This is a genomic window from Microcoleus sp. PH2017_05_CCC_O_A (assembly GCF_020738785.1).
In the GTDB taxonomy this organism is placed as follows: Bacteria; Cyanobacteriota; Cyanobacteriia; order Cyanobacteriales; family Microcoleaceae; genus Microcoleus.
This window is the reverse complement of sequence record NZ_JAEQCB010000064.1, coordinates 23,989-39,801: the sequence shown is the minus strand read 5'-3', so window position 1 is coordinate 39,801 and position 15,813 is coordinate 23,989. Positions and strand designations below refer to the sequence as shown.

General features: G+C 43.6%; 16 protein-coding genes. 7 read left to right on the top strand and 9 right to left on the bottom strand.

The features are described from left to right. Window positions 1–341 precede the first annotated feature (341 nt). Window positions 342–1,361, top strand: a complete 1,020-nt coding sequence (locus JGK20_RS15990; RefSeq protein WP_293198927.1) for a CHAD domain-containing protein — start codon at window positions 342–344, stop codon at window positions 1,359–1,361. Between the two features lie 189 nt (window positions 1,362–1,550). On the opposite strand, the gene JGK20_RS15985 is transcribed toward JGK20_RS15990, so the two are convergent. Then, window positions 1,551–1,892 carry a helix-turn-helix transcriptional regulator gene (locus JGK20_RS15985; RefSeq protein WP_293198913.1) on the bottom strand — a complete coding sequence of 114 codons (342 nt, stop codon included), beginning with the start codon at window positions 1,890–1,892 and terminating at the stop codon, window positions 1,551–1,553. 76 nt (window positions 1,893–1,968) lie between these two features. Then, window positions 1,969–2,109, bottom strand: a complete 141-nt coding sequence (locus tag JGK20_RS34560) for a type II toxin-antitoxin system RelE/ParE family toxin (RefSeq protein WP_366039033.1) — start codon at window positions 2,107–2,109, stop codon at window positions 1,969–1,971. 454 nt (window positions 2,110–2,563) lie between these two features. Between JGK20_RS34560 and JGK20_RS15980 the strand changes: the two genes are divergently transcribed. Next, complete coding sequence (locus JGK20_RS15980) at window positions 2,564–2,701, top strand: hypothetical protein (protein WP_293198915.1); 138 nt, start codon at window positions 2,564–2,566, stop codon at window positions 2,699–2,701. Window positions 2,702–2,737: 36 nt separating this feature from the next. Here JGK20_RS15980 and ruvC read toward each other — a convergent pair whose 3' ends face one another. The 3 genes from ruvC to JGK20_RS15965 all read right to left on the bottom strand — a co-directional run bounded on the left by ruvC (window position 2,738) and on the right by JGK20_RS15965 (window position 5,892). Continuing rightward, on the bottom strand, window positions 2,738–3,271 hold the full coding sequence (gene ruvC, locus JGK20_RS15975; protein ID WP_293186193.1) for a crossover junction endodeoxyribonuclease RuvC: 534 nt from the start codon (window positions 3,269–3,271) through the stop codon (window positions 2,738–2,740). A 324-nt stretch (window positions 3,272–3,595) separates the two neighbouring features. Beyond that, window positions 3,596–4,195, bottom strand: a complete 600-nt coding sequence (locus tag JGK20_RS15970) for a glutathione S-transferase family protein (protein WP_293231341.1) — start codon at window positions 4,193–4,195, stop codon at window positions 3,596–3,598. A 230-nt stretch (window positions 4,196–4,425) separates the two neighbouring features. Continuing rightward, window positions 4,426–5,892, bottom strand: a complete 1,467-nt coding sequence (locus JGK20_RS15965) for a PLP-dependent aminotransferase family protein (protein WP_293231338.1) — start codon at window positions 5,890–5,892, stop codon at window positions 4,426–4,428. Window positions 5,893–6,449: 557 nt separating this feature from the next. Between JGK20_RS15965 and JGK20_RS15960 the strand changes: the two genes are divergently transcribed. From JGK20_RS15960 to JGK20_RS15950, 3 genes are all read left to right on the top strand, one after another. After that, a complete protein-coding gene (locus tag JGK20_RS15960) occupies window positions 6,450–6,689 on the top strand; it encodes a hypothetical protein (protein ID WP_293186188.1) in 240 nt (79 codons plus the stop codon). 319 nt (window positions 6,690–7,008) lie between these two features. Next, window positions 7,009–7,917, top strand: a complete 909-nt coding sequence (locus tag JGK20_RS15955; RefSeq protein WP_293231335.1) for a DMT family transporter — start codon at window positions 7,009–7,011, stop codon at window positions 7,915–7,917. 270 nt (window positions 7,918–8,187) lie between these two features. Continuing rightward, window positions 8,188–8,469 (top strand): hypothetical protein, encoded by a 282-nt coding sequence (locus JGK20_RS15950; protein ID WP_293231332.1) that lies wholly within the window; start codon window positions 8,188–8,190, stop codon window positions 8,467–8,469. Window positions 8,470–8,675: 206 nt separating this feature from the next. Here JGK20_RS15950 and JGK20_RS15945 read toward each other — a convergent pair whose 3' ends face one another. Continuing rightward, window positions 8,676–9,632 (bottom strand): glycosyltransferase family 2 protein, encoded by a 957-nt coding sequence (locus JGK20_RS15945; RefSeq protein ID WP_293231329.1) that lies wholly within the window; start codon window positions 9,630–9,632, stop codon window positions 8,676–8,678. A 55-nt stretch (window positions 9,633–9,687) separates the two neighbouring features. Then, entirely contained in the window at window positions 9,688–11,625 is a 1,938-nt protein-coding gene (locus JGK20_RS15940; RefSeq protein ID WP_293231327.1) for a hypothetical protein, read from the bottom strand. Between the two features lie 168 nt (window positions 11,626–11,793). Here JGK20_RS15940 and JGK20_RS15935 point away from each other — a divergent pair, with 168 nt between their 5' ends. Beyond that, window positions 11,794–12,387 carry a TenA family protein gene (locus tag JGK20_RS15935; protein ID WP_293231324.1) on the top strand — a complete coding sequence of 198 codons (594 nt, stop codon included), beginning with the start codon at window positions 11,794–11,796 and terminating at the stop codon, window positions 12,385–12,387. A gap of 154 nt (window positions 12,388–12,541) precedes the next feature. On the opposite strand, the gene JGK20_RS15930 is transcribed toward JGK20_RS15935, so the two are convergent. Together JGK20_RS15930 and JGK20_RS15925 are read right to left on the bottom strand one after the other, a co-directional pair. Beyond that, window positions 12,542–13,690 carry a mannosyltransferase family protein gene (locus JGK20_RS15930; RefSeq protein ID WP_293192663.1) on the bottom strand — a complete coding sequence of 383 codons (1,149 nt, stop codon included), beginning with the start codon at window positions 13,688–13,690 and terminating at the stop codon, window positions 12,542–12,544. A 96-nt stretch (window positions 13,691–13,786) separates the two neighbouring features. After that, complete coding sequence (locus JGK20_RS15925; protein WP_293212706.1) at window positions 13,787–15,082, bottom strand: pentapeptide repeat-containing protein; 1,296 nt, start codon at window positions 15,080–15,082, stop codon at window positions 13,787–13,789. A 119-nt stretch (window positions 15,083–15,201) separates the two neighbouring features. Here JGK20_RS15925 and JGK20_RS15920 point away from each other — a divergent pair, with 119 nt between their 5' ends. After that, on the top strand, window positions 15,202–15,657 hold the full coding sequence (locus JGK20_RS15920; protein WP_293212708.1) for an aspartyl protease: 456 nt from the start codon (window positions 15,202–15,204) through the stop codon (window positions 15,655–15,657). Window positions 15,658–15,813 lie beyond the last annotated feature (156 nt).

The following is a 15,813-nucleotide window of genomic DNA, read 5'->3' as shown; positions in this document are numbered from 1 at the left end:
TTTGTATAAATTGTCAAGCACATGACATTAATATTTCTTACGAATGGCGACAAGAAACCCCCTTTACGATCTCAGAGACGTAGGGTGCGTCGCCACGAAGAATTCTCGCCCTCCACCAGGCTGCCAGTGAGCGACGCACCCTACAATTTATAACGGGGATGAATAACCCGGATTTGGTATTACTAAATGCTGACTTTGGATAAATTGTCAAGCACTTTACATTAAGATTTATTATTGCTGTGGTTCATCAATGAAAAGTGTGTGTTAGGATTTAAAACCTTATTAGAAAAGCCTTGAAATCAAAATTAAAGTCGATCGCGAAAGTGGACTCTACATCAACCATGAACGTAAAAACATCAGCAAAAGTTAAAAATCAAGTCAAAACTCTCGGAGACGCAGCCTCTGGTGCGATCGAGAAATATTTCCGCAAAGCAGTAGCGCACGAGGCTGAAGTTCTCAAAGACAAAGATGCAGAAGAACTTCATCAAATGCGAGTCGGAATGCGGCGTTTGCGATCGGCTGTAACGGGTTTTGCTCCCGTTTTAGACTTGCCAAAAGCAGCTTCTGAATGCAAAATTGGTAAGGTGGGTCGGATTCTGGGAACGCTCAGAGATTTGGATGTGATGCTCGAAAGTCTCCAAAACGGCTATTACCCGAATTTGCCGGCTGACGAACAGGAAGTTTTGGATGAGGCTTTGTTGAGTTTGCTCAAACAGCGCCGTCGGGCTTTGAAAGCGGTGAGGGCTGTTTTGGAACACAAAAGTTACCAGTCGCTGAAAGAGTCGATCGAGAATTGGGTAGAAAAACCGCAGTTTCGGGCGATCGAACATTTGCCAATTGCTGAGGTTTTGCCGGATTTGCTGTTACCTCAAGTCAGCGAATTTTTCCTGCATCCGGCTTGGCTGCTGGGCACCGAATATCAGGATGGCAAAGTTAAAGTTGCTGATGATTTGACTGCTGAGGCTGTGGAAGAAAAGCTAGCAGCGGAGGGAACAATTCTGCACGATTTGCGGAAGCAAGCTAAGCGGGTTCGCTATTTGATGAATCTGTTTGGCGATTTTTACGGGGAGACTTATGAAGCTTATGTCGAAGATGTAAAAGCTGTTCAGGAATGTTTGGGCGATATTCAAGACTGTGAAGTTTTAGGGGAGTTTCTGACAGATTTTGTCGATCGCGATTTGCAAAAAGAGTTGCCGAAACTGGCTGGTTTGTTCGCAGAAAAACGCTACGGGGCTTGGCAAAAATGGCAGGTTTTGCAGCGCAAGTATTTGAAATCGGAAATTAGGCAAGATTTGCGATCGACCTTAATTCATCCTGTGGTTGATGATGCTGCTAAGGTGCATTCGCCACACCCAAATTAGGTTTTTTGCTTGCAGACAGCGGGGATTAGAAGCCGGACACGGCATTACCGTGTCCCTACAAATATGACCTAAAATAACAGATATTCCTAGGGAAACGGCACTGCCGTGTCCTTCATCGTGTAACTCAAGAAAGGGCGATCGCTCTTGCGGATGAAGTTAAAGAAAGGGCGATCGAACTTGAATGCTAACTCAGTTAAGAGGAGATATCTGTGAGGAAGCACTGTTAAGGATTACCTCAGCAATGTCTTGACGTGTAGCACCAAAGGTGAGCAAAGTGCGAACAAGAAGATCGAGGGAAGCGGAAGGATCGCCAGATTCCATTTTAGCAACCCTTGACTGGCTAGACTTAATTCTTTGGGCAAGCTCGTGCTGCGTCATCTGTTGGCTAATCCGGTTTTGCTTGATGGCTTTACTAAGTGCAAGTTTCATTTCGATGAATGCTGTTTCTTCTGGCGAAAGTCCGAGAAATTCCTCTACAGTGCCAATAGTCCATCCGGCTGCTTCTAAGCGTTGGCGTTTAGCTCGATCCATAAAAATACCTTCCCGATATCAATTCAAATTAGGTCGTATTGTTTCAGTCATATTGTTTCAATCGTTTTTTACATTTTTATATTATAAATTTCGGTGTTTTTTTTGTGTTTTTGTTAAAGACATCTAAGAGAATAATAGCATCTACATCAATTCGATAAATGATGCGCCAATCCTTGCTTTGCTTGTCTCTGAATCGCTTATACGCAGCTCGTGACAACGCTCTCCGATGCTTGGCATAGGACGAGATAATGGCATGGATAGGTTTTCGCCATCCTGTAGCTTTCGGAGCAGAAATCCGGCTTGAATACGCGCATCAGTAGAAAAGGGGGGTGTTTTTACTTCACCACTAAGCCAGACAATGGGTTTACTTTCTGAATCTACCATCTATAGTTTAGGTTGTTTTAGATTAAATGTCAAATCAGACATAGTGGCAATATACCCGATATCATCAAAGATTGTCAAAGCCGTAAAAATCGCCTATAGTGTTGGATCGACATAGTTAGGAATACTCAAAAAAAGAGCGATCGCACTTTAGTCAAGAAAGGGCGATCGCCCGATTTGCCAAAATAATGATTAGAGTGAAAACTAAGTAAGCATCGTAAAAAATATGCCTCGTATCTTTACAACAATGTATCTTTACAACAATCGTTTATTGGGGAAAAGATATTTATGTGGCAGAATGCCCTGAAGTGGGAACAGCTAGCCCGGGTGAAACTATTGAAGAAGCGATCGCCAATCTGAAAGAAGCAACAGAACTCTATTTAGACGAATTCTCTTCATGTCAGATTTGTTATTTCCTACCTTCCTAGCATACCTGGGATTGTATTGCTTTGCCAGCCCTCAAATCAAATTTTTCCAGTTTCCAAGGGTATTTTTTTCGGACAAATATCATCATCGTACCAACCAGTCAAAGCCACCGCCAAAGCATCTGCCGCATCATCAGGTTTCGGAATATAACCCAACTCCAACTCCCGCGCCACAGCCTCTTGAACTTCCGATTTATCAGCATTGCCGCGACCAGTCAAAGCTTGCTTAATTTGAGCAGGTGTAAACTCAAACAGTGGCACTCCGCACTGAGCCAATACTAGCGTCAAAACGCCCCGTGCTTGGGCTACAAGTATGGTATTTCCCATTTTGTAAAAAAACAGTTTTTCGGCAATTGCCAAATCTGGTTTTACTTCATCAATTACCGTGTGCAAATCTTCGTAAATTGTTTTTAGGCGCTGTCCCATTTCCTGCTTAGGCGTTGTTTTAATCACGCCACAATCAATCAGGGAAACGCTATTTTCGTCTTGTTTACCGGGGATAATATGACAACTAATCGCGCCGTAACCGAGATTTGCCAAGCCGGGGTCTAATCCTAAAATTCTTGTCTTCATTCACAATTATTTATTTTTTGTCTCGTGTTAAACCCGATTAATTACACCCGAAAACCTTGCGTAAAGATTCTCGGTTTCAATTATTATATCCTTCAATATAAAGTCCGGCAATCTGTTTAAATTATACAACAAAATTCTTGATTGCGACGATAGTTTTATGCTTTTATTGGACAATATATTGGATTAATATAATACGATCAATGATAGTATTCACAATTTTACTTCTTTATTTAAATACTACAAAGCAAAAATAAGCGTCGATTCATAGGAGACTTTATGGCATTATACTTACATTGTAATGCCAGAATGCAGCCGACTGCAATCTTAATCTGTAATGCTAATATATCGAGGCTGATTCTTGATTCGCTCAATCCAAGTTTTAATTGCCGGAAACCCCGTCAAATCAAATCCGCCTTCGGCAGCAACGTGAGTGTAAGCAAATAAACCGATGTCAGCAATAGAATAGCGATCGCCCACAAAAAACTTATTTTTTTCTAAATGCTGTTCCATCACCCCCAAAGCAGCATAACCCGGTGCTTGTTTCTGTTGCAGTGCTGCTTGATATTCCTCAGCTTTCCCTGTCAAATACCAAAAACGAGAAGTTGCAATAAAAGGTTCGTGACTGTACTGTTCAAAAAACAACCACTGCATGACTTGAGCGCGTTCAAATTTATCGCTGGGGAAAAACTCAGTTTCTTCGCTCAAGTAAAACATAATTGCATTCGATTCAAAGAGAAATTTACCCGGTACAATCTCTAAAACCGGAATGCGGCCATTGGGATTTTTGACCAAAAATTCGGGTGTGCGACTTTCTTTTTGGAGAATATTAATTTCTGTGCGATCGAACGGAATATTGAGCTGAGTTAAGAGCAAGCGAACTTTATAGCAATTGCCTGAGGGCGAATATTCGTAGAGTTTGAACATAAGTATTCTTGTTTTGAACTAACCGCAGATTAGACAGACGAAGAGAAGCATAAAAAAGAAAGAGAGAGAGATTAATATATCCGACAAGGATTGCGATATATAGCCTTTCTCAGAAAGATGAGGTATGATTATAAATGGAGTTTTTGATGCGACCTCGCTTACTATATAATAAATATAAGAGGGCTGAAGCCCAACAACGTACCTTACTTTTTTGAGAACCGCTATATCATTCATACTGCTTTCAAGCTTGATATCATATGTCGCTGGAGTAACTTACCAACAATAGCGATACCCCGTTCAATTTCTTCAGGCAAAAGAGAGAAATTCAATCGCATTGCTGGATAGCCTTTGCGATCGGGGAAAAATGCTGTACCGCAAGCAATCAAAATACCCTGAGATAAAGCCTCTTGACAAATTTTTTGCACTGACAGGCAATTCGGTAAATGCACCCATAAAAACAATCCACCTTCAGGCACTGTCCAACTTGCTTCCTGGGGAAAGTAACGCTCCAAAGCTTGCAGCATGGCATTTCGACTCTGCAAGTTTTGCATCCGAATCTGATTCAAATGTCGGCGGTAATGACCGGAAGCCAGATATTCACTAACTATAGCCTGAGAAATAGTTGATACGTGAAAATCGTGCAATAATTTTTGTCTCATAATCGCCTGATAGTTGACATCTGGAACGATAATCCAACCAACTCGCAGACCTGGGATTAGAGTTTTGGAGAAAGTCCCAATATATGTTACCAGGTTTTGCTGGTCAAAGGCTTTGATAGGCGGAGGAACAGGCTGAAAATTTAGTCCTTCGTAAGCGTTATCTTCTAAAATGGCACATTCATATTGACTGGCTAATGCTAATAACTGCTGGCGATGAGTTTGAGAAGTTGTCAGCCCAGTAGGATTGTGCAGCGTGCTGATCGTGTAAATTAATTTAGGGCGGTGAGTCTGGAGACAAGATTCTAGGATAGCTAAATTCATCCCTTCGACCGTCATGGGAATGCCGACAATTTTAGCTCCTATATCTTCTAAAATAGCAAGTGCTCCGTGATAAGTTGGTGCTTCTACAATTACCCGATCGCCAGCTTGGACATAGTGACGCATCGCTAAAGACAATCCCTGCTGAGATCCGTTAGTCAGAATCAATTGTTCTGGAGCAATATCGAGTCCTTGTTGCACCAACATTTGAGCAATTTGTTGCTGCAAAATCGGCTGTCCCCCAGGAAAACCGTATCTGAAGAGTGTATCTCCGGCTTCGGTGACGGCTCGTCTGGCGATTTTTTGCAAGTCTTGCAATCCCCAGGGACGGGGAAAACCCGAGCTAAAGTCAGTAATTCCTGTTTGCGATTGTACCTGAATTGAAGCCAAGAAGCGATCGCAAAAACCGCCTCCATCTTTATCTGGGACGATCGCATCTTGAAGCGACGGAAAAGCTGTTCCCAGTCTCGGGGTAGGCACTGTTTGATGGCTGACAAAGTATCCTGAGCCTTGGCGAGCATAAATCAAGCTATCTGCTTCTAAAACGCCGTAAGCTTCAATGACTGTCAATCGAGCAACTTGCAAGGTGTTAGCTAGCGATCGAATTGAAGGCAAGCGTTGTCCAGGTGGTAATGTCCCAGACTGGATCAGTCGTCTGAGGCGATCGCGAATCTGCAAGTAAATCGGTTTGGGAGATTGTCTGTCTAGGGGTATTTTCACAGCACATATTCGCTCGTGACACTACAGGGCGATCGCAATTTTCAATTCAATGAAATACAAGACACTGCTCTGCCGTGTCCTAACCGAAAACCGCTATAGCCACACTATAAGCGATTACTCTGTCCAATGGCCCAGTACAGTTTTCAGATATTTTACCAAAACAGTTGGTGGATTGAGCAACTGTACCGATCAAAGTTTCCCAAACCGTATCTTCACAGATTCCAGTTTTTTGATTAAAGTGAATTAATACTTCTATTTGAGAGGATCTCACTTTTGTAAAAAGTGTTTTTTAGGAGTGCGAGTTTAAGAGTTCGCTTGCTCATCTAGCAAGTTGGTTGTGGGAACACAACCTTAGGGATAATTTGCAGTTTTCAAAGAACTTATAGCCCTTCTCAGATAGGTGAGGTATGTTGTTGGGCTTCAGCCCTCTTTGTCTAAGCGGTTATATAAGCTGTCAGTCATACTTCATCTTTTTGAGAAAGGCTATATTTAACCCGTTCCTAGGATATTGAGGGAAAATTTGTGACTTTTTGATTGTTAATTATCAAGGAGATGCTATGCTTCAAAGATATTCCGAATGTGCAGCGCCAGATCGCATAATCCTCATGAAAAACGAGGTGTACAGGTTGCCTCAAAATCATCAAGAAATTCAAGTCTTGTCAGGAATTGCTTGGATCACACTTGACAAACAGGACATCATCTTGCACAGTCCAGAAAAATCATCGCTTCCACCGAGCAAAAACTTTGCTGTCATCTCCGCTCTCAACAATATGCCGCTGATTCTAGCAGTCTGGTAAGACTGTTGACAGTTGACAGTTGACAGTTGACAGTTGACAGTTTGAGAGCGACATCTACCCTTAAGTCCGAGTATTGGAGTAATGAATAGTCTGATTTTAAGGGAGCATCCCAATTTGGTAAAAAGCGTTTTTTACACAGTGCGAGCGTCTCGCTCGTGGCAGGGTTCGCGAGCGAGACGCTCGCACTGCTGCGATCCAAATATACTATTCTGATGCAACTGTCCGCCATCTGAAAGCAAAAATGGGATGCTCCCGATTTTAATTTCTTCTTACGCCTCTGCACTTTGTTAAAAAAACAAGTCTACTTCACAGGTAAAAAATGAAACTACACTGGAAACATCTTCAATTCGATCGAGAAACAATCGGGCTAATTTACGGTTTCCTAGGCGTAGTTGGATTCAGCTTAACACTGCCAGCAACCAGAGCCGCAGTGCAGGATTTAGACCCTATATTTGTAGGCTTAGGACGCGGATTAGTAGCAGCTATACTAGCAGCAGTTACTTTAAAAATAACACATCAGGCTATTCCCTCTAAACGGCAATTGTGGAGTTTATTAGTTGTCGGATTGGGAGTGGTTGTCGGATTTCCGCTATTATCAGCCTGGGCAATGCAGCGAGTACCTGCCGCCCACGGTGCTGTAGTATTGGGAATCTTGCCATTGACAACAGCAATAGGGGGAGTTTTGCGATCGGGCGATCGGCCATCTTCTCGGTTTTGGGTTGCTAGTATCGCCGGAAGTTTAACCGTTGTTTGTTTTGGAATTATTAGTGGTGCAGGGCAACTCCAAACCGCAGATTTAGCTTTATTTGCATCAGTCATTGCTGCTGCTTTTGGTTACGCCGAAGGTGGGCGATTAGCTAAAACTTTAGGTGGATGGCAAGTTATCTGTTGGGCATTGATAGTTATCGCTCCCTTCGAGGTTTTGCCTACAATATTTGTAGTTTTAAAACAAGGATTAGTCGCTGCACCGACGGCGTGGTTGGGTTTTGCCTATGTGAGTTTTGTCAGTCAATTTGTAGCATTTTTTGCCTGGTATGAGGGGATGGCCATTGGCGGAGTTGCCAGGGTAGGTCAAATTCAGCTATTGCAACCATTTTTGACTATCCTAGCATCGGCTATTTTGCTTGGTGAAACTGTTCAGCCGATCGCCCTAGGCAGCGCTTGTTTAGTGGTAGCCTGCGTCGCAGCGGGTAAAAAAGCATCAATTAAGCGGGCAGAGGATTTGTGAGGGGAGTGACCAACCTCCAAATCTCTAAGAAAGGACTCTTCGTCCTGACTACAAATCTAACTACAAACCGGACATCAGATCGCTAGTCTGTCCAATTATAGATCGCCTTCTCATCACAACTGTTTCTAGCGATAGATGAAATTTAAATATTTGAATTTTACTATCATAATACAAACCAAAAAACATCAAGCCGATCGTGTTTGTGGTTGCCTAGTTTCTGGTTGCCTATCAGACACTTCCTACCTTTTATTACATTGACAGCATAAACTCATGGAAATCCGACAAGATACGTTGTTCGATCGAGTATTCCGCGACAACGAAGGCAACATTGTTATAGCTCAACCGCCAAATTTACCGCTAATTGTCGGGATTGTAGCTACTTTATCAACCCTCATCTTTACCACAGGTAAAATTCATCTAGGATTCGAGCTAGTAGCTTTTGGCTCCTTGTTTACTTGGGCTTGGGAAGAATTATTTCAAGGCGTTAATTACTTTCGCCAAGGATTAGGTTTAATTGTGCTTGTTGCTCTGATTGCGTCGAAGCTTTTATAAGTAGGTAAGTAAGTCCACCTAAACAAATATAATACCCAGATTCCCGACTTTTTTAAGAAGTCGGGAATCTAAAGCGCGAGCTTGTTTTACGTTTAATTCGGTAGTTTCTAGTTAGTCAAGCTGCTACTTGTGTCTTGGTTAAAGCCCATTGACATAAATTTATCGCCGAAGGTGGCGTTTTTGATTATTACTTGATAATTTTTTTACTATCGTCGGTGTCGATCGGCAAAACCAGCAACTTCTCCCAGCGTATAAAGCGGTCTGCCCTTCACCTCCTCATAAATCCGCCCAATATACTGGCCCAAAATCCCAATACTAACCAACTGCACCGCACCCAAAAAGAAAACCGCCATAATTATAATTGTCAAACCACTTAATGCCGCACCCGGAGAGAAAAGACGCCAGTACAAAACCAGAAAAGCCATTAAAACAGACACCAAAGCCGAAAATAAACCCAAATAAATCGACAGTTGCAAAGGAACCTTTGAAAAAGAGACTAAACCGTTCATCGCCAAAGCAAAAGATTTGCTGAAGGTATACTTAACATCGCCAGCAAAACGCGGATCTCGTTCAAACTTAACCGCAGTTTGTTTGAAACCAATCCAAGCCCGCAGTCCCCGAATGTAGCGATTGCGTTCTGGCATAGCATTGAGCACATCCACTACACACCGATCCATCAAACAAAAATCCCCCGTATCTATGGGAATATCAACATCAGCAAGATTCCGCAAAATGCGATAATACATATAAGCAGGCAACCGCTTAAACCAACCTTCTTGACGGCGTTGAGTGCGCTGAGCGTAAACAACTTGATACCCGAGACGCCACTGTTCTACCATATCTAGAATTAGCTCTGGCGGGTCTTGCAAATCGCCGTCCATGATAACTACAACTTGACCCCTAGAAAAGTTTAACCCAGCAGTTACAGCTATTTGGTGGCCGAAATTGCGCGCCAAACTGAGGTAACAAATTCGCGAGTCTTGTTCGTGCAATTCTCGCAAAATTTCCAGAGAGCGATCGCGGCTGCCATCATTGATTAAAATTAATTCTACAGCGCCGTCCATTCGATCCATCACAGCACTAATTCGTCGGTACAATTCTGGGAGATTTTCTTCTTCATTATAGATGGGAATTATCAAGGAATACTTAGGTATATTGTTCATCTCAGTTTGTGTTGTAAAATCTGGTGTCAACGGTTAAATCAAATAAATCAAAACTTTATTTTTTCACAAACACGCTCAGCGGCTCCATCGACCATTTTTGTGCGTAAGTTTGATTTTTGAGGACTATCTCTTTTCCTTGTTTGCCGTCATTTTTTGTAGACTGGTAAATTATCGCACAAGGGATAAAACTTTTGTAAGGTTCGGAATTTAATTTTTGCTTGACAACAGGATCGATAGTAGAAATATGTTCAATGCGAGGTGCTGGTTTTCCCGGCTCTGGAAACATCACCCACAAGGGATATTCCCAGGCATTTTTAGCCCAAAAAGAAAGTCCTATATTCGTGCAGTTTTGAGCTTTAACAAAATCTACTGCTGTATTGTAAGCAACCTCGATATTCGGGCGGCTTGTAAAGTAAAGATCGTGTCTGCTGCTATTAAAAATGTTACCATCTCCCACGAGAGGTCTAAAGTTGTTGTGAAAAACCCACGGTAGCGACATTAAAATCAGAATTGCCACCAGATAATTTGCGTTTTTATGATTTGATAATTGCGATACTACCAATCCAAATATTGGCGAAAATAATACAAATATTGACAGGTGATGGCGGCTGTGCCAAGGTTGTAATTTCAGAAGGAAGCAGATAAGTAAAAATATCATTATTACAGCAATCAAATAAGTTATCACTATTTTTGTTTTTTGCCAAATAGGATTTTTAAGTATAAGTGTAATGCTGGCAAATATCAGCCCAAAGTGAATGGGATTGGTAGCTGTATTTTCATTAAATGAGGGTGTGACGATCGCAAATACTTGTCCGGGAGGCCAAGTGATGCGTGCGTCGTTTGTCGCTACGCCCAGTATTCGGTGCAGCACGTTAATCACTCCGACAATCGCACCGTTAATCCGGGAAATCCTCGTACCAGCTTGCATACCTAAATTTCTAATGACATTTGACAGGAAAGTTGGCAGAGTAATTGCTTCAATTTTATATTCTTTGGTAAAACTTTCTGGCGCTCCGATCGCATAACCGAACAAATCGTAATTTCGCCAAAAGTGACCGACATTCAATACAAAAGTCACACCGGCTATTATCAAAATAGGTTGCAGCATTTTCCCCCGAAAACCTTGAATTCCTCCTACAAAAAACCAAATAATAAAAGGCAAACAAAATATATAAGCTGTCGTTTTTGTCAAGAGAGCCAGACCCAAACTCGCACCGATTTTGAAAGTATTAATCCCTGTTATTCCTGCCGAGAGTCCAGCTAAACCGCAGGAAACAAAACACACTACCCAGAAACATACAGCATAATCGTTTTGAGTGCTAGAACCCTGAAGGATACCCATCGGCAAAGTCGCAGCAAAGACTGCTGCAAAAACTTGACCCCGCCCATTTGCCCCCAGTTGCTTAGCAATTAAAGAAACTGCGATCGCACTTCCCACCATACTCAACCACTGTACCAAATTAGCAAAGCGATCGCCCCCGGTTAAAATCTGAAAGTGCATAATCGCAAACTCAGCCCCAGGCGGGTGATACAACTGCGGCACGTAAGAAGTGGGATAATGCTCGACACTGCGGTTTTGCATCCAGTGAGCAACCCGACTCATGTGATAAGTCATAGAATCCCAATTGTTAGGCGGTGCAACTACAGCAACTAAACCAACCGCAGCAAAAATAAAAAATACACCGCCTAGCAACCCAACTAATACACTAGAAAATTTCTCCTCTTGACTTTTCTCAAAAATTGGCTTGACAGGTTTAAATTTTAGATAAACCATCAAGCCGAGAATATTTGCTACCAACCACAGCCCAAACACCCACTCAAAAGTCAGCAACCTAAATAAACTCAAAATTTCAGTAGACAAAGCAACTATAACTCCCCAAACAATTGCTGCGGACAAAATAGCACTGCGCCAACACTTATCTATTTTCTGAAATATAAGCCACAAAATGCCCAGAGTCACCAATGGAATCAAGCCAAATATATTTGTTATCATAGATTTTGAGGTGGACTCTAAGACAGGGTACTCAGGGCCCGGAGGCTAAAAACCTGGTTTGTGAGTAGATTCATCGTTGTCTTTCCCCAATATTTCTACGAGAAACCGAGTGATTTCTGTAAGTCATATAACAATTACCATCATAACCACCGATAAATTAAAAAATTCATGACAAGTTCTAACTATCTGTGGCAAGCAAATCAAGACTTAAGCGAAGCTTGTCTGCAACATCCCTTTCTCAGAGGCATTGCTGACGGCAGCCTCCCCCAAAATAGTTTTGCATATTATGTTGCACAAGACGCATTTTTTCTGGGAGCATTTGCTCGCGCTTACAGTATCGCTGCGGCAAAAGCACCCGACTGGGAGGGATTTGAAATCCTCCACAATCTCGGGAGTGGCGTTTTAGAAGAACTTCGCTTGCATCAAGGATATGCAGCGAAATGGGGTGTAAACTTGCAAGAGGCTAAACCGGGAATTGCTACCCGCCGCTACACGGATTTTTTATTAGCAACTGCCTGGGGAAGCGGTGTCGGTTTGACAGTAGCGGCGATGACTCCTTGCTTGCGGTTGTATGCTTTTTTGGGACAGCAGTTAGCCAAGCCTAATATACCAAAACACGCCTTGAGCGACTGGATTGTCACCTATAGCAGCCCTGAGTTTGAGATTTTAGCTTCACGGCTGGAAAGTTTGGTCGATCGCTATGCCGAATCTATACCGGAAGTAGAAGCAACCTATCGCTACGCTTTGACAGTTGACAGTTGACAGTTGACAGTTTGAGAGCGACCTCTACCCTTAAGTCCGAGGATTGGAGTAATGAATAGTCTGATTTTCATTTCTCCCTCACTCGTGAGAGGCTTTCAACCAATTATTTCTGGTAAATTAAGTTTTTTCAAGAGATGCTCGCCAACTATCGCCCCTAAGCTACCCACAGCCAACCTGCAAATCTGACGGAAACGTACAGCAGAAATATACCAAACAATCCCATCAACCCGTAACCCCAACGAGGCTTAGCTGCTAGCAACAAGCCGAGAGCTATTGAAAGCGGCAGCATACCGTAAGCGTAGCGGTTTACCGATCGCAAAGCTCCGGAATTAAGCAGCAGTGCTAAAGAGCAAAAACCGTAAGTCAAAACAATAGTGGTAAGCCTTTTGTGCAAAAACCATAATAAATAGCCGCTGCCAAAAATCATCACAATTCTACTGATAGCAGATACCTTCAATTTGAGAGCTTGAATCAATACCTCGAACCAACTCGGCTGAACCCATCCCTTTTGAACATGAACAAATGCTAAAGCATCTCCAAATCTAATAGCACAATATATACTAAATGAAAATATCCCAAGAGCGCTAGCCAAACCTGCAAAATAAGCAAGTGGAGGTCTTTTTTCCCTCCAAGCTGTCAGCAAAAAAGCAGGTATCAGTGCTACTCCCGGCCCCCTAGTAGCAGTTGTCAAAGCTCCCCAAACAGCAGCCCAAATATACTCGCCCCTCTCAAAAGATCGCAAAGCAGATGCTGTCAGAAACAGAAACAATCCTTCTGTATACATGACAGTGCAAAATAGCGAGAACGGACACCAAGCTAGCATAGCGGTTGTCCATTTGGCAACACCAGTATCGTATCGCTGTTCTACCCAAAAATAAATCAGCACTAATGCGCCCAAAAATGCAAAAGAGTTGATTAATACCCCTGCTGCGTCCGATCGCATTCCGAGGGTCATCAGCCCCCGAATTAGCAAGGGAAACAGCGGATAGAAGGCAACAGAATGTTGCTCTCCGTCATCGGCGTAGGAGTAGCCTAGGGTAGCGATTTTGGTGTACCATTCGCCGTCCCAATGGGAGAACAACTCCCAGCCACTTTTGGGAATAAAGCCCGCAACAAAAGGCGTTGAGTCCTGAGACTGGTAGAGCAGCGAGTGATGGTACAGGAAGGGGGCAATTAGCTGCATCCCGATCGCAATTACCGATCGGCTCAGCAACCACATAGTAATTACAAAAATTAACCCATCTCTGCTTTTAGTGCCTGCTTGACGCGGACTTACTTCTAGCCCTAAATCAGTATTTGTCATCGCTAAAACAGCGCCAGACTGTTGATTTTAAATACAGTATAGTCGGCTGCCTATCGATCGCCAAATATATACGTAAGTACAGCGGTACTGCTAATTTTAGCGTCCCAGTTTATTGGGAATACCTTCGCAGCCGCCGGGAATAGTCTCTCGCGACTTCGAGCCGCACCAAGCGCAGCAGTAATAGCGCTGCTCGTCCGACAGCCGCTTGACAGCAGTGAAATCAGCACGTTCAACCACAGCGCCGGTATATTCACCCGTTTGATAGTTGGCAAATTCCGTGCGGCTGCGGGGAGATGCCATTTCTGCCGAGCCGTAGAATAATTTGGTGGCTCTCATGTCGGCGCGAACGAGATTGGCGTCGTACAGAATAGCGCGCGAGAGGTTTGCTTTCACTAAATCGCACTTGCTGAGATTGGCTCGGACAAGGTTGGCTTCGCTCAACTCAGTCCACCGTAAATCTGTGCCAGCGAGGTCAGCACCCGCTAACATGACGTTTAAATCGATGACGCGGAGGCCGTGATCTCTGTCTTCAGCGTAGCCACCATCGCCGTCAAGGATGGGGCGGCCTAAAAGCCGATCGCGCTTCAGAGGAGTAATCAGTCTCGACTGCGACAAAAACCGCAGAATTTTCGCTTTACCTTCAGCATCCACACTGCTCATAATTGCAGCGGTGCGGCCTTCGGCGATCGCCCTTTCCTGCGGCCAATCTTCCAAAAACCCTTGCTCGTCAAGGGCTAAGTCGGAAACCCCTTGAAAATAAGCATCGATCGTTTGCTGCTGGGTAATGCGATTTTGCTGAATCGTCAAATCCTTCGAGATCACGTACTGGCGCCAAGCCACGTAAACGCCCAAAATTGCGATCAAAATTTGACCCAAAGCACCAATTAACTCGCCGAGAGCTCCGATAGCATCCCAGTTGATTTGGATGTTGCGGCTTCCCGGTTCAGTATTAGTACCGCTGAGCATCAGCAAGCCCACAATCCCAGCTAACAGCCCGAAGCAAGAGATGATCAGCGTGCGCCAAGTCGGCGGAATTACCTGCACCCAGATTTTGCCCCAACTCGGCCACATCATCCTCAGCGATATGCCGATCGCACCGATAGCCCCAAATAAGCCGATCCAAATGCTATCGTTAGCCAGCCCGACAATCATCGAGGCGATCGCCGCCAGTGTCAGCACCGAACCCGTCACCTCAGCAGTCGTTTGTGCAGGCTGCTGCGGCAATAAAACCTTGCGAGTTGGAGGCGGCGGTGGCAGCGGTTTTGCCGGTTCAGCAGTAGCAACGATTGTCGTGGCTTCTGGCGGCACAGTAGGGAGCGCACCGTTAGGGCTTTCTACAGTCACGTTCGACTTAGGAGGATTGGGTTGAGGAGAGTTGGGTTCTGGTGTCATGCGTTGAGGCAAATTCTAATTTAGGGCGATCGCTAAAACAATTTTAACCAACGAAGCACGATTCTACATAGCATTACAATAGAAATATCCAGTAATTACACTCAAAGAGGTAACATAATATGACCCTGGTACTCCCCAATCTTCAAGGCAAACAAATGGGTCAAGTAATCACTACAATCACCGTCACGAATTTCATCGATCTAGTTATGGCCGAGCGGGGATTCATTTCTACCGAGGAAGTTCGTTCTGCGCTGCTAGACAAAGTTCTTGTCGATACCGGAGCAACTCTGCTTTCCTTACCAGCTCCCATTATTAGCCAACTAGGTTTAAGACAAGTAGGAGAAAGAGATGTAGAAACATCGGCTGGCATCAAAAAAGGTCGAATTTTTGCAGGCGCTCAAATTATTGTAGAAGGGAGAGAAGGTAGATTTGATTGTTTAGAATTGCCCGAAGGCGTTGCTGCTGTTTTGCTGGGCGTGATTCCCATGGAAGAACTAGGGTTAGAACCAGATTTGAAAAATAGACGGTTGCGAGTATTGCCGATGAACAACCAGCAAACATATCTAATGGCTTAGTCAAAAGGTTTGTAGTCAGGACTTTAGTCCTTTCTTTAATGCGGACTAAAGTCCTCACTACAAACCTTTTTATGTGAAAGTTTGTAGTCAGGACTTTAGTCCTTTCTTTAATGCGGACTAAAGTCCTCACTACAAACCTTTTTATGTGAAAGTTTG

Coding starts and splice junctions, on each gene's coding strand:
- JGK20_RS15990 (WP_293198927.1), top strand. CDS start 342: ATGAACGTAAAAACATCAGCAAAAGTTAAAAATCAAGTCAAAACTCTC.
- JGK20_RS15985 (WP_293198913.1), bottom strand. CDS start 1,892: ATGGATCGAGCTAAACGCCAACGCTTAGAAGCAGCCGGATGGACTATT.
- ruvC (WP_293186193.1), bottom strand. CDS start 3,271: ATGAAGACAAGAATTTTAGGATTAGACCCCGGCTTGGCAAATCTCGGT.
- JGK20_RS15970 (WP_293231341.1), bottom strand. CDS start 4,195: ATGTTCAAACTCTACGAATATTCGCCCTCAGGCAATTGCTATAAAGTT.
- JGK20_RS15960 (WP_293186188.1), top strand. CDS start 6,450: ATGCTTCAAAGATATTCCGAATGTGCAGCGCCAGATCGCATAATCCTC.
- JGK20_RS15955 (WP_293231335.1), top strand. CDS start 7,009: ATGAAACTACACTGGAAACATCTTCAATTCGATCGAGAAACAATCGGG.
- JGK20_RS15950 (WP_293231332.1), top strand. CDS start 8,188: ATGGAAATCCGACAAGATACGTTGTTCGATCGAGTATTCCGCGACAAC.
- JGK20_RS15945 (WP_293231329.1), bottom strand. CDS start 9,632: ATGAACAATATACCTAAGTATTCCTTGATAATTCCCATCTATAATGAA.
- JGK20_RS15940 (WP_293231327.1), bottom strand. CDS start 11,625: ATGATAACAAATATATTTGGCTTGATTCCATTGGTGACTCTGGGCATT.
- JGK20_RS15935 (WP_293231324.1), top strand. CDS start 11,794: ATGACAAGTTCTAACTATCTGTGGCAAGCAAATCAAGACTTAAGCGAA.
- JGK20_RS15930 (WP_293192663.1), bottom strand. CDS start 13,690: ATGACAAATACTGATTTAGGGCTAGAAGTAAGTCCGCGTCAAGCAGGC.
- JGK20_RS15925 (WP_293212706.1), bottom strand. CDS start 15,082: ATGACACCAGAACCCAACTCTCCTCAACCCAATCCTCCTAAGTCGAAC.
- JGK20_RS15920 (WP_293212708.1), top strand. CDS start 15,202: ATGACCCTGGTACTCCCCAATCTTCAAGGCAAACAAATGGGTCAAGTA.